The organism is Mesorhizobium sp. USDA 4132, assembly GCF_056279545.1.
The window spans coordinates 496,121-513,768 of sequence record NZ_JBWCCP010000001.1; the positions used below are offsets into that span (position 1 = coordinate 496,121).

Below are 17,648 nucleotides of genomic sequence, written 5' to 3' on the forward strand. Positions count from 1 at the left end.
ATTCCCCATCGACGCCCTGAATACTGCCGAGCTTGCCTCGGAGGAAAGCCGCGCCTCGGCAACGCCGATGATGGAGCAATATATCGAGATCAAGGCGAACAATCCGGGTTCGCTGCTCTTCTACCGCATGGGCGATTTCTATGAGCTCTTCTTCGAGGATGCGGTCGATGCGTCGCGCGCGCTCGGCATCACGCTCACCAAGCGCGGCCAGCATCTCGGCCGCGAAATCCCGATGTGCGGCGTGCCGGTGCATGCCGCCGACGACTATCTGCAGAAGCTGATCTCGCTCGGTTTCCGCGTCGCAGTCTGCGAACAGGTGGAAGACCCGGCGGAGGCCAAGAAACGCGGCTCGAAATCGGTGGTGAAGCGTGACGTCGTGCGGCTGGTGACGCCGGGCACGATTACCGAGGAAAAGCTCCTCTCACCGTTCGAGTCGAATTACCTGATGGCGCTCGCCCGCATCAAGGGAGCCGCCGAACCGCTTCTGGCGCTTGCCTGGATCGATATCTCGACCGGCGTCTTTCGGCTGGCGGAGACCGATCAGTCCCGGCTGCTCGCCGATATCCTGCGCATCGATCCACGCGAACTGATCCTGCCGGATACGATGTTTCATGATGCCGAACTTAAACCCGTCTTCGACGTGCTCGGCAAGGTCGCGGTCCCGCAGCCGTCCGTACTATTCGACAGCGCCAGCGCCGAGGGCCGCATTACCCGCTATTTCGGTGTCGGCACGCTCGATGGTTTCGGCAATTTTTCCCGTGCAGAACTAGCAGCCGCCGCGGCCGCTGTCGCCTATGTGGAAAAGACCCAGATCGCCGAACGGCCGCCGCTCGGACGTCCCGAGCGCGAAAGCGGCGCCTCGACGCTGTTCATCGATCCGGCGACCCGCGGCAACCTGGAACTGACCAAGACTTTGTCGGGGGAGCGGGAAGGCACGCTTCTGAAGGCGATCGACCGCACGGTGACCGGAGGCGGCGCTCGTTTGCTCGCCGAACGGTTGATGTCGCCGCTGACTGATCCCGACCGCATCAACCGGCGTCTCGATTCCATCTCTTTCCTGCTGGAAGAGCCCACGCTCTGCAGCGAGCTGCGCTCCGGGTTGAAGCACGTGCCGGATATGCCGCGCGCCCTGTCGCGCCTGGTGCTCGACCGCGGCGGCCCGCGTGATCTCGGCAGTATCCTGCAGGGGCTGGAAGCGGCCCGCGGTGTCGCGGGCTTTCTCGACAGGGCCATGCTGCCCGAGGAACTGGGGCAGGCGCTCGACGGCCTGAAGGCTTTGCCGCTTCATCTGGAATCCATGCTCGGCAACATGCTGGCGCGGGAACTGCCGCTTCTGAAGCGCGACGGTGGGTTCCTCGCCGATGGCGCCCATTCGGACCTCGACGAGGTGCGGGCGTTGCGCGACCAGTCACGGCGGGTGATTGCCGCGCTCCAGCTCCAATATGCCGAGGAAACCGGCATCAAGTCGCTGAAGATCAAGCACAACAACGTGCTCGGTTATTTCATTGAGGTGACCGCCGGCAATTCGGGCACGATGACCGATACGCCTGAAGGCAAGGCGCGCTTCATCCACCGCCAGACCATGGCGAGCGCTATGCGCTTCACGACGACAGAACTTGCCGATCTTGAAAGCCGCATCGCCAATGCCGCCGACAAGGCGCTGACGATAGAGCTCGAAGCCTTCGACAGCATGGTCGCAGCCGTGACCTCGGAGGCGGAGACGATCAAGGCCGGCGCCCGGGCGCTGGCGGTGATCGACGTCGCGGCGGGCCTTGCCATGCTCGCCGACGAATGGAGTTATCGCCGGCCGGTCGTGGATGCCTCGCGCATGTTCGCGATCGAAGGCGGTCGCCACCCGGTGGTCGAGCAGGCTCTGCGCAGGCAGTCCGTAGGCCCGTTCATCGCCAATGATTGCGATCTCTCGCCGCATAATGGCGGCGAGTTCGGGGCGCTCTGGCTGCTCACTGGTCCGAACATGGGCGGTAAGTCGACCTTCCTGCGCCAGAACGCTTTGATCGCCATCCTCGCGCAGATGGGTTCCTTCGTGCCGGCGGTCTCCGCCCATATCGGCATCGTCGACCGGCTTTTTTCGCGCGTCGGCGCGTCGGACGATCTGGCCCGCGGCCGTTCCACCTTCATGGTCGAGATGGTCGAGACGGCCGCCATCCTCAACCAGGCGAGCGACCGTTCGCTGGTCATCCTCGACGAGATCGGCCGTGGCACCGCGACCTTCGACGGCCTGTCGATCGCCTGGGCGGCGGTCGAGCACCTGCACGAGGCGAACAGATGCCGCGGCCTCTTCGCCACCCATTTCCACGAGCTGACCGTGCTCTCGGAAAAGCTGAACCGGCTTTCCAACGCTACGATGCGGGTGAAGGAATGGGACGGCGAGGTGATCTTCCTGCACGAGGTCGGCCCCGGCGCCGCCGACCGCTCCTACGGCATTCAGGTCGCGCGGCTGGCCGGCCTGCCCGACTCGGTGGTCGCCCGTGCCCGCGACGTGCTGACCAAGCTCGAGGATTCCGACCGCAAGAACCCCGCGAGCCAGCTGATCGACGACCTGCCGCTCTTCCAGGTCGCAGTCCGCCGCGAAGAAGCCAAGCGCGCCGGGTCCTCCAAGGTCGAGGACGCGCTGAAGGCCATCAACCCGGACGACATGACGCCGCGCGAGGCTCTGGAGGCGCTTTATGCGCTGAAGAAGCAGCTCAAGACCTGACGTTCCGGCAACGGTCTGAAGGTGCGCGATTTAGCAGGTGAGGGACCGTGCCGAGGATCGCCTCCTTCGGACCCTCGATCCGCATGCCATCTCGGCCTGAACATGCTAATGCCTTCCAGATCGTGATCGAGGCCGTTTCATCGGGTATCCTGCGTGCTGTCCGTTCCCTTGCCTTTTCTTGCCGGCCTCGTCTTCGCGCTGACGCTTTATCGCAGCCTGAAGGGCGTCGAACTGCCCGGAACGCGTCGCTATTTCTATGCGTTCCTTGTGCTCTATGCCTTCCAGGGCGTCGGCGTAGGGCTGCGTTTCGGCTACGGGGTCGACGGATTGGTGCCCTTTTTGCCGATCACCGCGTCCATTATGCCGCCGCTTGCCTTCCTGGCGTTCCGCGGCCTGACTGCAAAACCTCTAGAGCGGCCTTGGTTGCACGCCGTGGTGCCCTGCGTCGTGGCAGTGGCGGTTGGCTTCTTCCGCGATCTTGTCGATCCACTGCTGCTGGTGATCTTCTTCGGCTACGGCGTTGCGCTCTACAGGCAGACGGTCTCGGGCGGAGACGACGTGATGGCCGAAGCCTCCCTGCAGCGGGTTCGTCCGGCGTTGCACGCCGCCCGGTTGACCGCCGGGCTGATGCTGTTCTTCGCTATCAGCGATGCCGCGCTCGCCGTCTACACCAATATCTACGGCGCCCGTGACGTCCCGATGGCGGTTACGATCATGAACCTCGCGGCGATGGCCGTGGTGATCGTCTACTATTTTTCACCGGATTTTTCGCCGGCCGAACCGACTGCTGCTTCGCCTTCCGTCGAGCCAACGGAAGAAGATAAGATCGCGCTATCTCGCATCGAGGCGGCCCTGGAGGAGGGCGAGCTTTACAGGAGCGAGGATCTGAGCCTTGCGAAGCTTTCCCGCAAGGCAAGGCTTCCGGCCCGCGAGGCCTCTGCCGTCATCAATCGCGCGAGGGGGTTGAATGTCTCGCAGTTCGTCAACGATCGCCGTATCGCTGAAGCCTGCCGCCTCTTGCGGGAGACCGAACGGACGGTGATCCAGGTGATGCTGGACGTCGGCTTCTCGACGAAATCGAACTTCAACCGTGAATTCCGCCGCGTGACGGGCATGAGCCCCAAGCAATGGAGAGCCGAGGCAAGGGCCGCACAGGACGGCGGTGCGATAAAAACACGGCCTTGAACTTCAAAGCGGGAAGCAACAACTTTGAAACGTCCGATGATGATAATCGTTGGTCAAGGTGCCTCAAAAAGATTATAGCCTCCCTCCGCAGGCCGGGCACCGGCAGGATAATATGGCCAGACACGACATCGATTTTTCTGAACTTCTCGACGTGGCCCGTCTTCGGGCCGATTGCAGGGCGATCGTCAAGGACAAGGATCGCCCCCAGCTGGAATTGCGGGCGGCGCTTCTGCCGCTGCTGCGCCGGGCAAGCGTCGAGGGCCGCGAGAAGGCCCGCCAGCTTCTCTCCAAGGACGGCAGCGGGCTGAATTGCGCCCGCCGCATCTCCTGGCTCCAGGACCAGCTGATCCGCGTTCTTTACGAGACGATTGCCGAAGGCCTCTATACCGAGGGCACGGATATCGCCGTGGCAGCCGTCGGCGGTTATGGCCGCGACACGCTGGCGCCGGGTTCGGACATCGACCTGCTGTTCCTGCTGCCTCCGCGAAATACCGAGACCATGCGCAAGGCCGTCGAGTTCCTGCTCTACGTGCTGTGGGACATGGGCTTCAAGGTTGGCCACGCGACCCGCACCGTTGAAGAATGCATCCGTCTCTCCAAGACGGATATGACGATCCGCACCGCCATTCTCGAAAGCCGCTACATCTGCGGCCGCGAGGCGCTGGTGAACGACCTCGAGAGCCGTTTCGACAACGAAATCGTCGCCGATACCGGTCCGGAATTCATTGCCGCCAAACTTGCCGAGCGCGACAATCGCCACGAGAAGGCCGGCGATACGCGTTATCTGGTCGAGCCGAACGTCAAGGAAGGCAAGGGCGGCCTGCGGGACCTCCACACGCTCTTCTGGATCGCCAAATATTACTACCGCGTCCGCGAGACGACCGAACTGGTGAAGCTGGGCGTTCTCTCGCGCGAAGAAGCCCGCTCGTTCGAAAAGGCGGACGACTTCCTCTGGGCGGTGCGGTGCCAGATGCATTTCCTGACCGGCAAGGCCGAGGAACGTCTTTCCTTCGACATCCAGCGCGAGATTGCCGAGAGCCTCGGTTATCATTCACGCCCCGGCCTTTCCGCCGTCGAACGCTTCATGAAGCACTATTTCCTCGTGTCGAAGAATGTCGGCGATCTGACCCGCATTCTCTGCGCAGCACTCGAAGAGCAGCAGGCGAAGGCGGCACCCGGCCTTACCAATCGCGTCATCTCGCGTTTCACCAAGCGTCTCCACAAGATCCCCGGCACCGTTGAATTCGTGGTGGACCGCGGTCGCATCACGCTTGCCGATCCGAATGTCTTCAAGCGCGATCCGGTCAATATCATCCGCTTTTTCCATGTAGCCGATATCAACGGGCTTGAGCTCCATCCCGATGCCCTGAAGCGCATGACCCGCTCGCTTTCGCTGATCGACAACGAGGTGCGCGAGGACGAGGAGGCCAACCGGCTTTTCCTCTCCATGCTGACCTCGCGGCGTGATCCGGCACTGATGCTGCGTCGGATGAATGAGGCGGGCGTGCTCGGCCGCTTCATTCCGGAATTCGGCAAGGTCGTCGCGATGATGCAGTTCAACATGTATCATCATTATACGGTCGACGAGCACCTGATCCGCTCCGTCGAAGCGCTGTCGGAAGTCGACAGGGGCAAGGCCGCCGATATCCACCCGCTCGCCAACAAGGTGATGCCGAGTGTGGAAGAGCGCGAGGCGCTTTATGTCGCCGTGCTGCTGCACGATGTCGCCAAGGGCCGCCAGGAGGATCATTCGATCGCCGGCGCCCGCATCGCCCGCAAGCTTTGCCCGCGTCTCGGCCTCAATGCCAAGCAGACCGAACTCGTCGTCTGGCTGATCGAAGTGCATCTCCTGATGTCGATGACGGCCCAGACCCGCGACCTGCACGACCGAAAGACGATCACCGACTTCGCCGAAAAGGTACAGTCGATGGACCGGCTGAAGCTGCTCCTGATCCTGACCATCTGCGATATCCGCGCCGTCGGCCCGGGTGTCTGGAACGGCTGGAAGGGCCAGCTGCTGCGCACGCTCTATTACGAGACCGAGCTGCTGCTCTCGGGCGGTTTCTCCGAGGTATCGCGCAAGGAGCGCGCCAAGGTTGCCGAAGAGGAGCTCTTCAAGGCACTGGCCGACTGGAGCGCCAAGGATCGCCGCACCTATTCGAAACTGCACTACCAGCCCTACCTCCTGTCGGTCTCGCTGGACGACCAGGTCCGTCACACGAAGTTCCTCCGCGACACCGACAAGGCGGGCCAGGCGCTCGCCACCATGGTGCGGACGGACAGTTTCCACGCCATCACCGAGATCACTGTCCTGGCGCCGGACCATCCGCGCCTGCTGTCGATCATCGCCGGCGCTTGCGCCGCCGCGGGCGCCAACATCGCCGATGCGCAGATTTTCACGACCTCCGACGGCCGGGCGCTCGACACCATTCTGATCAACCGCGAATTCCCGGTGGACGAAGATGAGTTGCGCCGCGCCGGCACCATCAGCCGGATGATCGAGGACGTGCTGTCGGGCAAGAAGCGCCTGCCGGAAGTCATCGCGACGCGCGCCAAGTCCCGCAAGCGCAACAAGACCTTCACCATTCCGCCGTCGGTCATTCTCTCGAACGGCCTGTCGAACAAGTTCACGGTCATCGAGGTGGAATGCCTCGACCGTACCGGCCTGCTGGCGGATATCACCGCCGTGCTTGCCGATCTCTCGCTCGACATCCATTCGGCACGCATCACCACCTTCGGCGAAAAGGTCATCGATACCTTCTATGTCACCGATCTCGTCGGCCAGAAGGTCGTGAACGAGAACCGCCAGGGCAATATCGCGGCGCGGCTGAAGGCTGTGATGTCCGAGCAGGAGGATGAACTGAGGAGCGGCATGCCGATGGGCATGATCGCGCCGGCCCCCAATCCGGATCAGGCGTCGCAGCCGCGCAAGTCCAAGGCAAGCGTGTGAGTTTCGTCCGATGAGTCCCGCCCGATGAGCTTAGTCCGGAAATTCGCAACCGTCGGCGGAGCGACCCTCGGCAGCCGGATTTTCGGTTTTGCGCGCGAGACCTTCATGGCGGCGGCGCTCGGCACCGGCCCGATGGCCGACGTTTTCTACGCCGCCTTCCGTTTCCCGAACCTCTTCCGCCGGCTGTTTGCCGAGGGCGCCTTCAACGCTGCCTTCGTGCCGCTGTTTTCGAAAGAGATCGAGGCGAACGGCGTCGAGGGTGCCAAGCGTTTTTCGGAAGAAGTCTTCGGCGTTCTGTTCTCGGCTCTGATGATCATCACAATCGTCATGGAACTGATGATGCCGTGGCTGGTTGAATGGTTCATCGCACCGGGTTTCGCCGACGATCCCCAAAAGACCTCCATCACCATCCGCTTAGCGGCGGTGATGTTCCCCTATCTGATGTGCATGTCGCTGACGGCGATGCTGAGTGGCATGCTGAATTCGCTGCATCATTTCTTTGCTGCCGCCATCGCCCCGGTTTTCCTGAACGTGGTGATGATCGGTGCCTTGTTCTACGGCCTCTGGATCCATGCGGATCCGCTGACCATCGCCTGGTATCTCTCCTGGAGCGTGCTGGCGGCCGGCCTCCTGCAACTTGCCGTGGTCTATGCTGGCGTGCGCCATGCCGGCATCAACATCGGCTTCCGCCGCCCGAAGATGACGCCGAACGTCAAGCGTCTTCTCGTGCTTGCGGTGCCGGCGGCCGTGACCGGCGGCATCACCCAGATCAACCAGATCATCGGCCAGGCGATCGCCTCCGGCAAGGAAGGCGCGATCGCCGCCCTCCAATACGCAGATCGCATCTACCAGCTTCCGCTGGGCGTGGTGGGCGTCGCCGTCGGCGTCGTGCTGTTGCCGGAACTTGCGCGTGCCCTGAAGGGCGGGCATCTCAAGGAGGCTGCCAATACCCAGAACCGCTCGATCGAATTCGTGCTGTTCCTGACCCTTCCGGCTGCGGCCGGGCTCTGGATCCTGTCGGAAGCGATCATTCGCGTGCTTTATGAGCGCGGTGCCTTCTCCGCCGAAAACACCTCGGTCGTCGCCTCCGTCCTCGCGATCTACGGCATAGGCCTGCCGGGGTTCGTGCTGATCAAGGCGCTACAGCCCGGTTTTTATGCCCGCGAGGACACAAGGACGCCGATGCGGTTCACGATGCTCTCGGTGGTCATCAATTCCGGCCTGGCGATTTCGCTTTTCCCACTGATCGCCGAGCGCGGCATTGCGACGGCCGAGGCCGCGGCCGGCTGGACGAACACCGTGCTGCTGTTTTCGACGCTCGTCTGGCGCGGCCATCTCGCCTGGGAATGGGCGCTCGCCAAGCGCACGGCCCTGTTGCTCGTCTCGACAGGTATCATGTCCGCAGCGCTGATCTTTGCGCTCCGCTATGCCGGGTCGTGGCTGACCCCGGATGCGCTGCTGATCCATCAGGTCGCGGCACTTGCCTGCCTGCTTGTGCTGGCGATCACCGTCTATTTCGCCTGCGCCTTCCTGATCGGTGGCGCCGATATCGGCATGATACGCCGGAACGTGCAACGGAAACCGAAGACCTAGCCTCGTTTCCGCCCGCCGCAATACGCCCATTGGCGTTTCGGTCCGACGTCCACATGCACGATGCCGTTGCAATAGCGGCCGATGCCGCCGATACCCGGTGCGCTGGCTGCGGCTGCGAGGATTGCTCGCTCCGACACGCCCGGCACCCGGATATCGGCCGCATAACAATGACTGTGCTGAGACCCGCCGGAATGCGGCCGATGGCCCGACGTGACCATAGGCTTATGGCCGGTCTCGCGCGCGATATGCGCAAGGATGGCCCCCAGTTTTTCCGGAAAACAACTTGTGCGAACGCTGATCCGCTGCACGGTGAAGAAAGCTGAATAATCGTGCTTGAAGGAAGTGCTTCTGCGTTTCTGATTTTCGCCGGCTTCGGCGGCGACATTGAGCCCTAGCGTCAAAAGGCAGAAAAGCGCGACGCGAAATATGATGCGCATGGGTATCCCCCGTGGACAGACCGTGTCGTTCATGACCGGTTAACTGTGATACGCTTGGGTATTTCCTTTCCAAAATTGGCGCGAATAAGGAGGCTTTTGCTCAGAAATGGGATTCTGCCTGCCTAAAAGACTAACATCCGTTAATCTATTCGGAGATGGGTGGAGAAAAATTTTCCCATTAGGCGTATTGACTTAGGAGTTGTACGCCTAATGAGGTAGGTGTTTCTCGGCCCTACCTCGAATGATATGTGGACTGCTCTTTTGTCGCTGTAGTGTTTCGCGAGGCCTCCTGAATGGAGCTCCTCGCACCGCCAAAGCCACCACGGCCGGCAACCCGCGGGTGGCTTAATCACTCGAATTCGGAGCTTCCGCATGCCTGTCCAATCGCTGTTTCTCGTGGCCCTGATTGTCGACGATTACGATCGCGCGAAGGATTTCTATTGCGATGTGCTCGGCTTCGACTGCCTGGAAGACAGCGTGCAGCCGGAGGGCAAGCGTTGGGTCGTGGTGAAGCCGAAGGGCGGCGAGGGTGCGGCACTGTTGCTGGCTGAGGCCGCCACCGACACGCAGAAGGCGGCAATCGGCAACCAGACCGGCGGCCGGGTCGGCTTCTTCCTGAATACCGACGATTTCGCCCGCGATCATGCCGCCATGACGGCCAAGGGCGTCCGCTTCCTTGAGGAGCCGCGCCACGAGGTTTACGGTTCGGTGGCGGTGTTTGCCGATCCCTACGGCAACACCTGGGATCTGATTGAACCCGCGGTTTCCGCGGCCTCTTGATCCTCCGCGCTTCGCCGTGCATAAGCCCGCGCGTTAGCAACATGACCCTACGGGTCTGGGGCCCTCCACCAGCCTAATTGAGGACGATATGAATACCTTCAAGCCGCTTGTCTTTTCCGGCGTCCAGCCGACCGGCAATCTCCATCTCGGCAACTATCTCGGAGCGATCCGCAAGTTCGTGGCGCTGCAGGAAAACAACGACTGCATCTATTGCGTCGTCGACCTGCACGCGATCACCGCGCAGCTCGTCCATGACGACCTGCGGGGACAGATCCGCTCGATCGCCGCCGCCTTTATCGCTTCGGGCATCGATCCGAAGAAACATATTGTCTTTAACCAGTCGGCCGTGCCGCAGCATGCGGAACTCGCCTGGGTCTTCAATTGCGTCGCCCGCATTGGCTGGATGAACCGCATGACCCAGTTCAAGGACAAGGCCGGCAAGGACCGCGAGAACGCCTCGCTCGGCCTGCTCGCCTATCCGAGCCTGATGGCGGCCGACATCCTCGTCTACCGTGCCACCCACGTGCCGGTCGGCGACGACCAGAAGCAGCACCTGGAGCTTGCCCGCGATATCGCCCAGAAGTTCAATATCGACTTCCAGGAAAAGATCCGCGCCGCCGGCACCGGTGTCGACATGGTCGTTGGCGAGGAGCCGATCCATGGCTTCTTCCCGCTGGTCGAGCCACTGATCGACGGGCCGGCGCCGCGCGTCATGTCGCTGCGTGACGGCACCAAGAAGATGTCGAAATCCGATCCTTCGGACCTGTCGCGCATCAACCTGATGGACGATCCGGAAGAGATCGCCAAGAAGATCCGCAAAGCCAAGACCGATCCGGAAGGCCTGCCGAGCGAGCTCGAAGGCCTCAAGGGCCGCCCGGAAGCCGACAATCTCGTCGGCATCTATGCAGCCCTTGCCGACAGGACCAAGGCCGACGTTCTCGCGGAATACGGCGGCCAGCAGTTCTCGGTCTTCAAGCCGGCGCTTGCCGATCTCGCCGTGCAGGTGCTTTCGCCGATCACCTCGGAAATGCGCCGCCTGATGGACGACACGACCCATATCGATGCCATCCTCAAGGATGGTGGCGAGCGCGCCCGCGCCCGCGCCGAGAAAGTCATGGGAGATGTCTTCGACATCGTCGGCTTCCTGCGCTGAGATTATCGGCGCCTTTCAAGTCACGCAAAGATTGCATACCCGCCACGGCATTCGTGGCGGGTTTTCATTTTTTTCGGTTGGTATAAGTTCCGCATCACGACTGCTTCGGTCGACTACATGCGAAGGAGGGGAAGCATGGTTTCGAAACGGCTTTCGCGGCTTGAAGGGCACCGGCGCAAGTTCATGGCCGTCATCGACGGCACGCCGGAATGCGAAAAGGCGGTTCATTACGCCGGACGCCGCGCCAAGAACTCCAACGGGGGGCTTGTTCTGCTTTTCGTTATTCCCGAGGGCGATTTCCAGCAATGGCTGGGCGTCGAGCAGATCATGCGTGCCGAGGCTCGCGAAGAAGCGGACGCGGTGATGGCAAAGGCCGCCCAGAAGGTGCGCGATACGATCGGCATCGATCCGGAAATCGTCATCCGCGAAGGCAACGCCAGCGAACAGATCATCCAGCTGGTCGAGGAAGACCGCGATATTGCGGTCCTTGTGCTGGCGGCCGGTTCCACCAAGGAAGGGCCTGGACCCCTGGTGTCCGCCGTTGCTGCCTTCCCGATTCCCGTCACCGTGCTGCCCGACACGCTGACGGCCGAGGAAATCGACGCGCTGGCCTGATTGCGGACTTGATCTTGCGCAGGCAAAGGAGCACTTGAACGAAAAGCTGATACGGCTTATCTTCTTTTGAAGAGTTCTAAATTTGCGAGGGGCGTCGTGCCCCAGGAGAGACGAGATGTTCATTCAGACGGAAGCCACCCCCAACCCGGCGACCCTGAAGTTCCTGCCCGGCAAAGTCGTCATGGATAAAGGCACCGCCGATTTCCGCAATGCCGGCGAGGCGGAAGCATCTCCGCTGGCTGAGCGGCTGTTCGGCATCTCCGGCGTGACCGGCGTCTATTTCGGCTACGACTTCATCACCGTCACCAAGGAAAGCGCCGAATGGCAGCACCTGAAGCCGGCGATCCTCGGTTCGATCATGGAGCATTTCATGTCCGGCGCGCCGGTCATGGGTGGTGCGTCCACGCTTGCGGAAGCATCCGACGTGGAAGGTGAGTTTTTCGACGAGGACGACGAAACGATCGTCGCGACGATCAAGGAACTGCTCGAAACCCGCGTCCGCCCGGCCGTCGCCCAGGATGGCGGCGACATTACCTTCAAGGGTTTCCGCGACGGCACGGTCTATCTCAACATGAAGGGTGCATGCTCGGGTTGCCCGTCTTCCACGGCGACGCTGAAGCACGGCGTGCAGAACCTGCTGAAGCATTTCGTTCCGGAAGTGCAGGCCGTCGAAGCTCTCTGAGCCCGCCGGCACCGTTGAATGATTATTCTCGCCATCGATACTGCAGGGGTGGATTGCTCCGCAGCGCTCTATGACAGCGCCGCGGGCAAAATGCTGTCTGAGATCACCGAGACGATCGGCAAGGGCCATGCCGAAAGGCTGATGTCGGTCATCGACGAAGCGCTCGCCGCCGCCAATCTTTCCCTCAAAGCCGTCGAGCGCGTCGCGGTCGTCATCGGCCCCGGCTCGTTCACCGGCATTCGCGTCGGCGTTGCTGCCGCCCGTGGTTTCGCTCTCGCGCTCGGCGTCGAATCGGTCGGCGTGACCACGTTGGAGGCCTTGGCGCTCAAGTTTCTGGGCGAACATCCCGACCAGCCGGTCGTGGTTGCCATGGATGCCAAACGCAACGAGATCTACACCCAGGCGTTTTCCGCCAAGGGTGAGGCGTTGAGCCAACCCGCAGCGCTTTCGCCGGAGGATACTTCGGAACTTGCCCGGTCTCTTTCGGCGGCAATGACCGGCTCCTGGGTCGAGCATTCCCTTGGTAAGGGAATGGCCGAATATGACGGGCGGGATCGCTTCGACATTGCCGTCGTCGCGCGCATCGCTGCCGAAAAACCTGCGGATGCGCAACGCCCTAAACCGTTGTATCTTCGTGGACCCGATGCGAAACCGCAGACCGGTTTTGCCCTTGCCCGTTCGTGAATGTACAGACTGCGCCGATGCTCGACGATTACCTGACCTGGAAGCCGTATTTCGAAGTCGTGCCGATGGAGGCCGGCGATTGCCTGGAGATCTCCGAGCTGCATGGCCAGCGGTTTCCGCGCCAATGGAGCGATGGCGAATTCCAGAACCTCCTCCTGCAGCACAATGTCTTCGGTTTTGTTGCCCGCCAGACCAATGCGTTCTTCTCGAAGCCGCTCGGCGGTTTCGTTCTTTCGCGTGAGGCTGCCGGCGAGGCAGAGATTTTGACGGTCGCCGTCAACGAGAAATTCGGTCGGGTGGGGCTTGGCTGGCGCCTGATGCAGGCGGCCTTGCGCGAGGCTGCGTCGCGCGGCGGCGAGAGCATGTTCCTGGAAGTGGAGGCAGCCAACCGCCCCGCCGTCGAGCTTTACCGCAAGCTCGGTTTCCGGAAAGTGGGCGAACGCCCCGCCTATTACGCCGGGCCGGATGGGACGCGCTCCACGGCGCTTGTCATGAGCCGCGTTCTTCGTTAGTCCGTTAGTTTCTACGGGAACGTTTCGAAAGCCAAAACGACATGACAGACCTTTCCAAAACCCTGGAGGAGCTGTGTGCCGAAAAGGGCATGCGAATGACGGATCAACGCCGCGTGATCGCGCGTATCCTGCAGGAATCCGTTGACCATCCCGATGTCGAGGAACTCTATCGCCGGTCCTCGAAAGTCGACCCGCGTATCTCGATCTCGACGGTTTACCGCACGGTAAAATTGTTCGAGGACGAAGGGATCATCGAACGTCACGATTTCCGCGACGGCCGCTCGCGTTACGAGACCGTGCCTGAAGAACATCATGACCATATGATCGATCTCAAGACCGGTACCGTCATCGAGTTCCGCTCGGCGGAAATCGAGGCGCTGCAGGAACGCATCGCCCGGGAGCACGGCTTCCGTCTCGTCGGCCACCGGCTGGAGCTTTACGGCATCCCGCTGGACAAGGACGATAAGTGATTACCTGGGCGCGGATCGGCTTCGTTTTTGTCGTTCTTTTCGCAGTTACGCTGATTTTGTGGCCGTTCCAACTCCTGGGCCTCGCCCTCGACCTCAAGATCCGCCGCTATATCCCGCGCTACTGGCATCGGACCGCCTGTTTCCTGCTGGGCATCCGTATTCATGTTCACGGAACATTGGAGCGTCGCCGGCCGCTGATGCTTGCCTGCAATCATGCGTCATGGAAGGATATTCTCGTGCTCGGGGCGATCGCCGACGTCGTCTTCATCGCCAAGATGGAGGTGTCGGAATGGCCGGTCTTCGGCACGCTCGCCAAGCTGCAGAAGAGCATCTTCGTCGCTCGCGAGCAGAAGCGTCGGACCGGCGACCAGGTGAACGAGATTGCCGAGCGGATGGCTGCCGGCGAGATCGTCGTGCTCTTTCCCGAAGGCACCACCTCCGACGGCAACCGGCTTCTGGAGGTGAAGTCGTCACTGTTCGGGGCCGCCGCCGCCGCGGTCCAGCACACGCCGGAAGGTGTCGTGCATGTCCAGCCGGTGGCGATCGCCTATACCCGCATCCACGGCATGGCCATGGGCCGTTACCATCGGCCGATCGCCGCATGGCCGGGCGATATCGAACTGGTGCCGCATCTGCTCGGCGTCCTGAAGGAAGGGGCGCTCGACGTGGACGTGGCTTTCGGCGAGACGATCGAATTCCGCGCCGGTGACAACCGCAAGCATCTGAGTATGGCCGTGACGAGCCGGCTTCGGCGCATGCTGAACCGCCATCTGCGGGGCCGTGACTACGAAGCGCTATAGGAAATGCTTCATTTCCGGGTCTTCTTGCGGTATGGAGCGAGCCATGAACGAACACGTCTCCCTTTCCGTGCCCGCCGACGAGCCGGCCCAGCGCCCGAATTCCCGCAAGGTCTTCATCAAGACCTACGGCTGCCAGATGAATGTCTATGATTCAGGCCGGATGAGCGATGCGCTCGCGGGCGAAGGTTACGTGCCGACAGAAGAGATGGGCGAAGCCGACCTCATCCTCCTCAACACCTGCCACATCCGCGAGAAGGCGGCCGACAAGGTCTATTCGGCGCTCGGGCGTCTTCGCGACATGAAGAAGGCACGCGCTGCCGAAGGCCGGGAGCTGATGATCGGCGTCGCCGGCTGCGTCGCCCAGGCCGAAGGCGAGGAAATCATCCGCCGTGCGCCGGCCGTCGACGTGGTGATCGGCCCGCAGACCTATCATCGCCTGCCGGAAGCGCTGAGACGCGCCCGCGGCGGAAAGCCGGTCGTGGATACTGAATATGCGGTCGAGGACAAGTTCGAGCACCTGCCGGTTACCGAGAAGGCGAAGATTCGCGCCCGCGGCGTCACCGCTTTCCTCACCGTGCAGGAAGGCTGCGACAAGTTCTGCACCTTCTGCGTGGTGCCTTACACCCGCGGTTCGGAAGTTTCCCGCCCCGTCCAGCAGATCGTCGACGAAGCTTGGCGGCTTGTCGACGGCGGTGTGCGCGAGATCACGCTGCTCGGCCAGAACGTCAATGCCTGGCGTGCGCAAGGTCCGAAAGGCGGCGAATGGAGCCTCGGCGACCTGCTTTATCGCCTGGCGGAAATCCCTGGCCTTGCGCGTTTGCGCTACACGACCAGTCATCCGCGCGACATGGACGATCGGCTGATCGAGGCGCATCGCAACCTGCGCACCCTGATGCCCTATCTGCATCTGCCGGTTCAGGCAGGTTCGGATCGCATCCTGAAAGCCATGAACCGCCGTCACACGGGTGCCGAATACCTCCGTCTGATCGAGCGCATCCGCGATGCCCGGCCGGACATCGCCATCGCCGGCGATTTTATCGTCGGTTTCCCCGGCGAGACGGATCGGGACTTCGAAGATACGCTGCGCCTCGTCGAGGACGTGAACTACGCCCAGGCCTATTCCTTCAAATATTCGACCCGTCCCGGCACGCCCGGTGCCGACCTCGGCGATCAGGTGCCGGAAGAGGTGAAGGCGGAGCGGTTGGAAAGATTGCAGGCCCTGCTCTTGAAACAGCAGGCCGAATTCGCCAAATCTTGCGTCGGAAAAGTCATCGACCTGTTGCTGGAAAAGCCCGGTCGCATGCCAGGACAGATAATCGGACGCTCTCCCTGGCTTCAATCTGTGAATGTTGATGCAAAAACATCGCAAATCGGTGACATTATCCAGGTACGAATCAGTGGAACCGGCCCGAACAGCTTGTTTGCCGACCCGGCAGAGAGTTTAATAGGAGCCTGAGCTAACATCGAGGAGCTTGCCCTACTTGAACGGACGTGAATTGGTTTCTTCATCCGCGCGCCAGCCCCGCACCGCCGCTACCGACGCCAATCACTTTGTCCTGACGTTCGAGAACAATAGGTTCGCCAGCGAGCTTTTCGGGCAATTCGATCAGAATCTCAAACTTCTCGAAGAACGGCTTCATATCGATGCCCGGGCGCGCGGCAATTCGGTGGCGATCTCCGGCGATCTGACGGCGACCAACCAGGCGCGCCGGGCGCTGGATTTCCTCTATGAACGCATCCAGAAGGGCGGGTCGGTCGAGACCTCCGACGTCGACGGCGCGATCCGCATGGCGCAGGCGGCCGACGACCAGCTGCAGCTGCCGACGCTGGAGAAAAAAGCCAAGCTCTCGATGAGCCAGATTTCCACCAAGAAGAAGACGGTCGTCGCCCGCACCCCGACCCAGGACGCCTATATGCGGGCGCTGGAACGCTCGGAACTCGTGTTCGGCGTCGGCCCGGCCGGCACCGGCAAGACCTATCTCGCCGTCGCTCATGCCGCCCAGCTTCTGGAACGCGGGGCTGTCGATCGCATCATCCTGTCGCGTCCGGCCGTCGAAGCCGGCGAGCGCCTGGGCTTTTTGCCCGGCGACATGAAGGACAAGGTCGATCCCTATCTGCGGCCGCTCTATGACGCCCTTTACGACATGATGCCGGGCGACAAGGTGGAGCGGGCGATCACCGCCGGCGTCATCGAAATCGCCCCGCTCGCCTTCATGCGCGGCCGCACGCTCGCCAATGCTGCGGTCATCCTCGACGAGGCGCAGAACACCACGTCGATGCAGATGAAGATGTTCCTGACCCGTCTTGGCGAAAATGCCCGGATGATCATCACCGGTGACCCGAGCCAGGTCGATTTGCCGCGTGGCGTGAAATCAGGCTTGGTAGAAGCGCTGCAGATCCTGAAGGGCGTCGAGGGCATTTCGGTGATCCGCTTCAAGGATACCGACGTGGTCCGCCATCCGCTGGTCGGCCGCATCGTCCGGGCCTATGACGCGCAATATGCGGTCCACGAGGAAAGCGAGGAAGTCGACCGGTGACGGTCGGCTCCAAACCTTATGCCCCAACTCGACATCCAGATCAGCATTGAAGACGAGGGCTGGCCGGAAGAGCCGGCCCTTTTGGCCCTGAGTGAAAAAGCGCTTGGGGCGGCGGCCGAATTCCTGGCGAAGGAAGAGAAGCAGCCATTCCCGAAAATCGCCCCCGAACTGTCGCTGGTCTTTACCGACGACGCGGCGATCAAGGAGATCAACGCCGAATGGCGCGGCAAGGACAAGCCGACCAACGTATTGTCTTTCCCGGCTTTTCCGCTCGAACCAGGCAAGATGCCGGGCCCGATGCTGGGAGATATCGTCATCGCGCGCGAGACGGTCGAGCGGGAAGCTGTTGATCTCGACAAGAGTTTCGATGATCATCTGACCCATCTGCTCGTCCACGGTTTCCTGCATTTGTTCGGCTACGACCATATGCAAACGGACGATGCGGAGAGAATGGAAGCGTTGGAGACTCGCATTTTGGCCGCCCTTGGCCTATCTGACCCCTATGCGGGGCAGGACCCGATAATATAGTCTGGA

General features: G+C 61.9%; 16 protein-coding genes. 15 read left to right on the forward strand and 1 reads right to left on the reverse strand.

The window, feature by feature from the left end; all coding sequences use genetic code 11:
- Positions 1-67 precede the first annotated feature (67 nt).
- The 4 genes from mutS to murJ all read left to right on the forward strand — a co-directional run bounded on the left by mutS (position 68) and on the right by murJ (position 8,444).
- Entirely contained in the window at positions 68-2,716 is a 2,649-nt protein-coding gene (gene mutS, locus ACZ9IU_RS02540) for a DNA mismatch repair protein MutS (protein ID WP_244447545.1), read from the forward strand.
- 153 nt (positions 2,717-2,869) lie between these two features.
- Positions 2,870-3,901 (forward strand): helix-turn-helix domain-containing protein, encoded by a 1,032-nt coding sequence (locus ACZ9IU_RS02545; protein WP_051899625.1) that lies wholly within the window; start codon positions 2,870-2,872, stop codon positions 3,899-3,901.
- A gap of 112 nt (positions 3,902-4,013) precedes the next feature.
- A complete protein-coding gene (locus ACZ9IU_RS02550) occupies positions 4,014-6,851 on the forward strand; it encodes a [protein-PII] uridylyltransferase (RefSeq protein WP_038539162.1) in 2,838 nt (945 codons plus the stop codon).
- A gap of 24 nt (positions 6,852-6,875) precedes the next feature.
- Positions 6,876-8,444, forward strand: a complete 1,569-nt coding sequence (murJ, locus tag ACZ9IU_RS02555) for a murein biosynthesis integral membrane protein MurJ (RefSeq protein WP_038539165.1) — start codon at positions 6,876-6,878, stop codon at positions 8,442-8,444.
- Here the strand turns inward: murJ and ACZ9IU_RS02560 are convergent.
- Entirely contained in the window at positions 8,441-8,881 is a 441-nt protein-coding gene (locus ACZ9IU_RS02560; RefSeq protein WP_038539169.1) for a peptidoglycan L,D-endopeptidase MepK, read from the reverse strand. The genes murJ and ACZ9IU_RS02560 overlap by 4 nt on opposite strands.
- 372 nt (positions 8,882-9,253) lie before the next feature.
- On the opposite strand from ACZ9IU_RS02560, the gene ACZ9IU_RS02565 reads away from it, so the two are divergent.
- The 11 genes from ACZ9IU_RS02565 (at position 9,254) to ybeY (ending at position 17,642) form a co-directional block, all read left to right on the forward strand.
- Complete coding sequence (locus ACZ9IU_RS02565) at positions 9,254-9,661, forward strand: VOC family protein (RefSeq protein ID WP_038539173.1); 408 nt, start codon at positions 9,254-9,256, stop codon at positions 9,659-9,661.
- 88 nt (positions 9,662-9,749) lie between these two features.
- Positions 9,750-10,814 (forward strand): tryptophan--tRNA ligase, encoded by a 1,065-nt coding sequence (gene trpS, locus ACZ9IU_RS02570; protein ID WP_038539177.1) that lies wholly within the window; start codon positions 9,750-9,752, stop codon positions 10,812-10,814.
- A gap of 135 nt (positions 10,815-10,949) precedes the next feature.
- On the forward strand, positions 10,950-11,429 hold the full coding sequence (locus ACZ9IU_RS02575) for a universal stress protein (RefSeq protein ID WP_038539180.1): 480 nt from the start codon (positions 10,950-10,952) through the stop codon (positions 11,427-11,429).
- 115 nt (positions 11,430-11,544) lie between these two features.
- Positions 11,545-12,111, forward strand: coding sequence for a NifU family protein (locus tag ACZ9IU_RS02580; protein WP_007756066.1), 567 nt, complete (start codon positions 11,545-11,547; stop codon positions 12,109-12,111).
- 18 nt (positions 12,112-12,129) lie between these two features.
- Positions 12,130-12,795 carry a tRNA (adenosine(37)-N6)-threonylcarbamoyltransferase complex dimerization subunit type 1 TsaB gene (gene tsaB / locus ACZ9IU_RS02585; protein ID WP_038539185.1) on the forward strand — a complete coding sequence of 222 codons (666 nt, stop codon included), beginning with the start codon at positions 12,130-12,132 and terminating at the stop codon, positions 12,793-12,795.
- 17 nt (positions 12,796-12,812) lie between these two features.
- The gene (locus ACZ9IU_RS02590) at positions 12,813-13,307 is read left to right on the forward strand and encodes a GNAT family N-acetyltransferase (RefSeq protein WP_038539188.1); all 495 of its coding nucleotides are present in this window, start codon (positions 12,813-12,815) and stop codon (positions 13,305-13,307) included.
- A 41-nt stretch (positions 13,308-13,348) separates the two neighbouring features.
- Positions 13,349-13,777, forward strand: coding sequence for a Fur family transcriptional regulator (locus tag ACZ9IU_RS02595; RefSeq protein WP_038539194.1), 429 nt, complete (start codon positions 13,349-13,351; stop codon positions 13,775-13,777).
- The gene (olsA, locus tag ACZ9IU_RS02600; protein ID WP_038539197.1) at positions 13,774-14,577 is read left to right on the forward strand and encodes a lyso-ornithine lipid O-acyltransferase; all 804 of its coding nucleotides are present in this window, start codon (positions 13,774-13,776) and stop codon (positions 14,575-14,577) included. Before ACZ9IU_RS02595 ends, olsA begins: the two co-directional genes overlap by 4 nt.
- 43 nt (positions 14,578-14,620) lie before the next feature.
- Complete coding sequence (miaB, locus tag ACZ9IU_RS02605) at positions 14,621-16,033, forward strand: tRNA (N6-isopentenyl adenosine(37)-C2)-methylthiotransferase MiaB (RefSeq protein WP_038548606.1); 1,413 nt, start codon at positions 14,621-14,623, stop codon at positions 16,031-16,033.
- Positions 16,034-16,058: 25 nt separating this feature from the next.
- Positions 16,059-17,114, forward strand: a complete 1,056-nt coding sequence (locus ACZ9IU_RS02610; RefSeq protein ID WP_038539202.1) for a PhoH family protein — start codon at positions 16,059-16,061, stop codon at positions 17,112-17,114.
- Between the two features lie 18 nt (positions 17,115-17,132).
- Positions 17,133-17,642: an rRNA maturation RNase YbeY gene (gene ybeY / locus ACZ9IU_RS02615; protein ID WP_038539206.1), complete on the forward strand. Its 510-nt coding sequence runs from the start codon at positions 17,133-17,135 to the stop codon at positions 17,640-17,642.
- Positions 17,643-17,648: the final 6 nt, after the last annotated feature.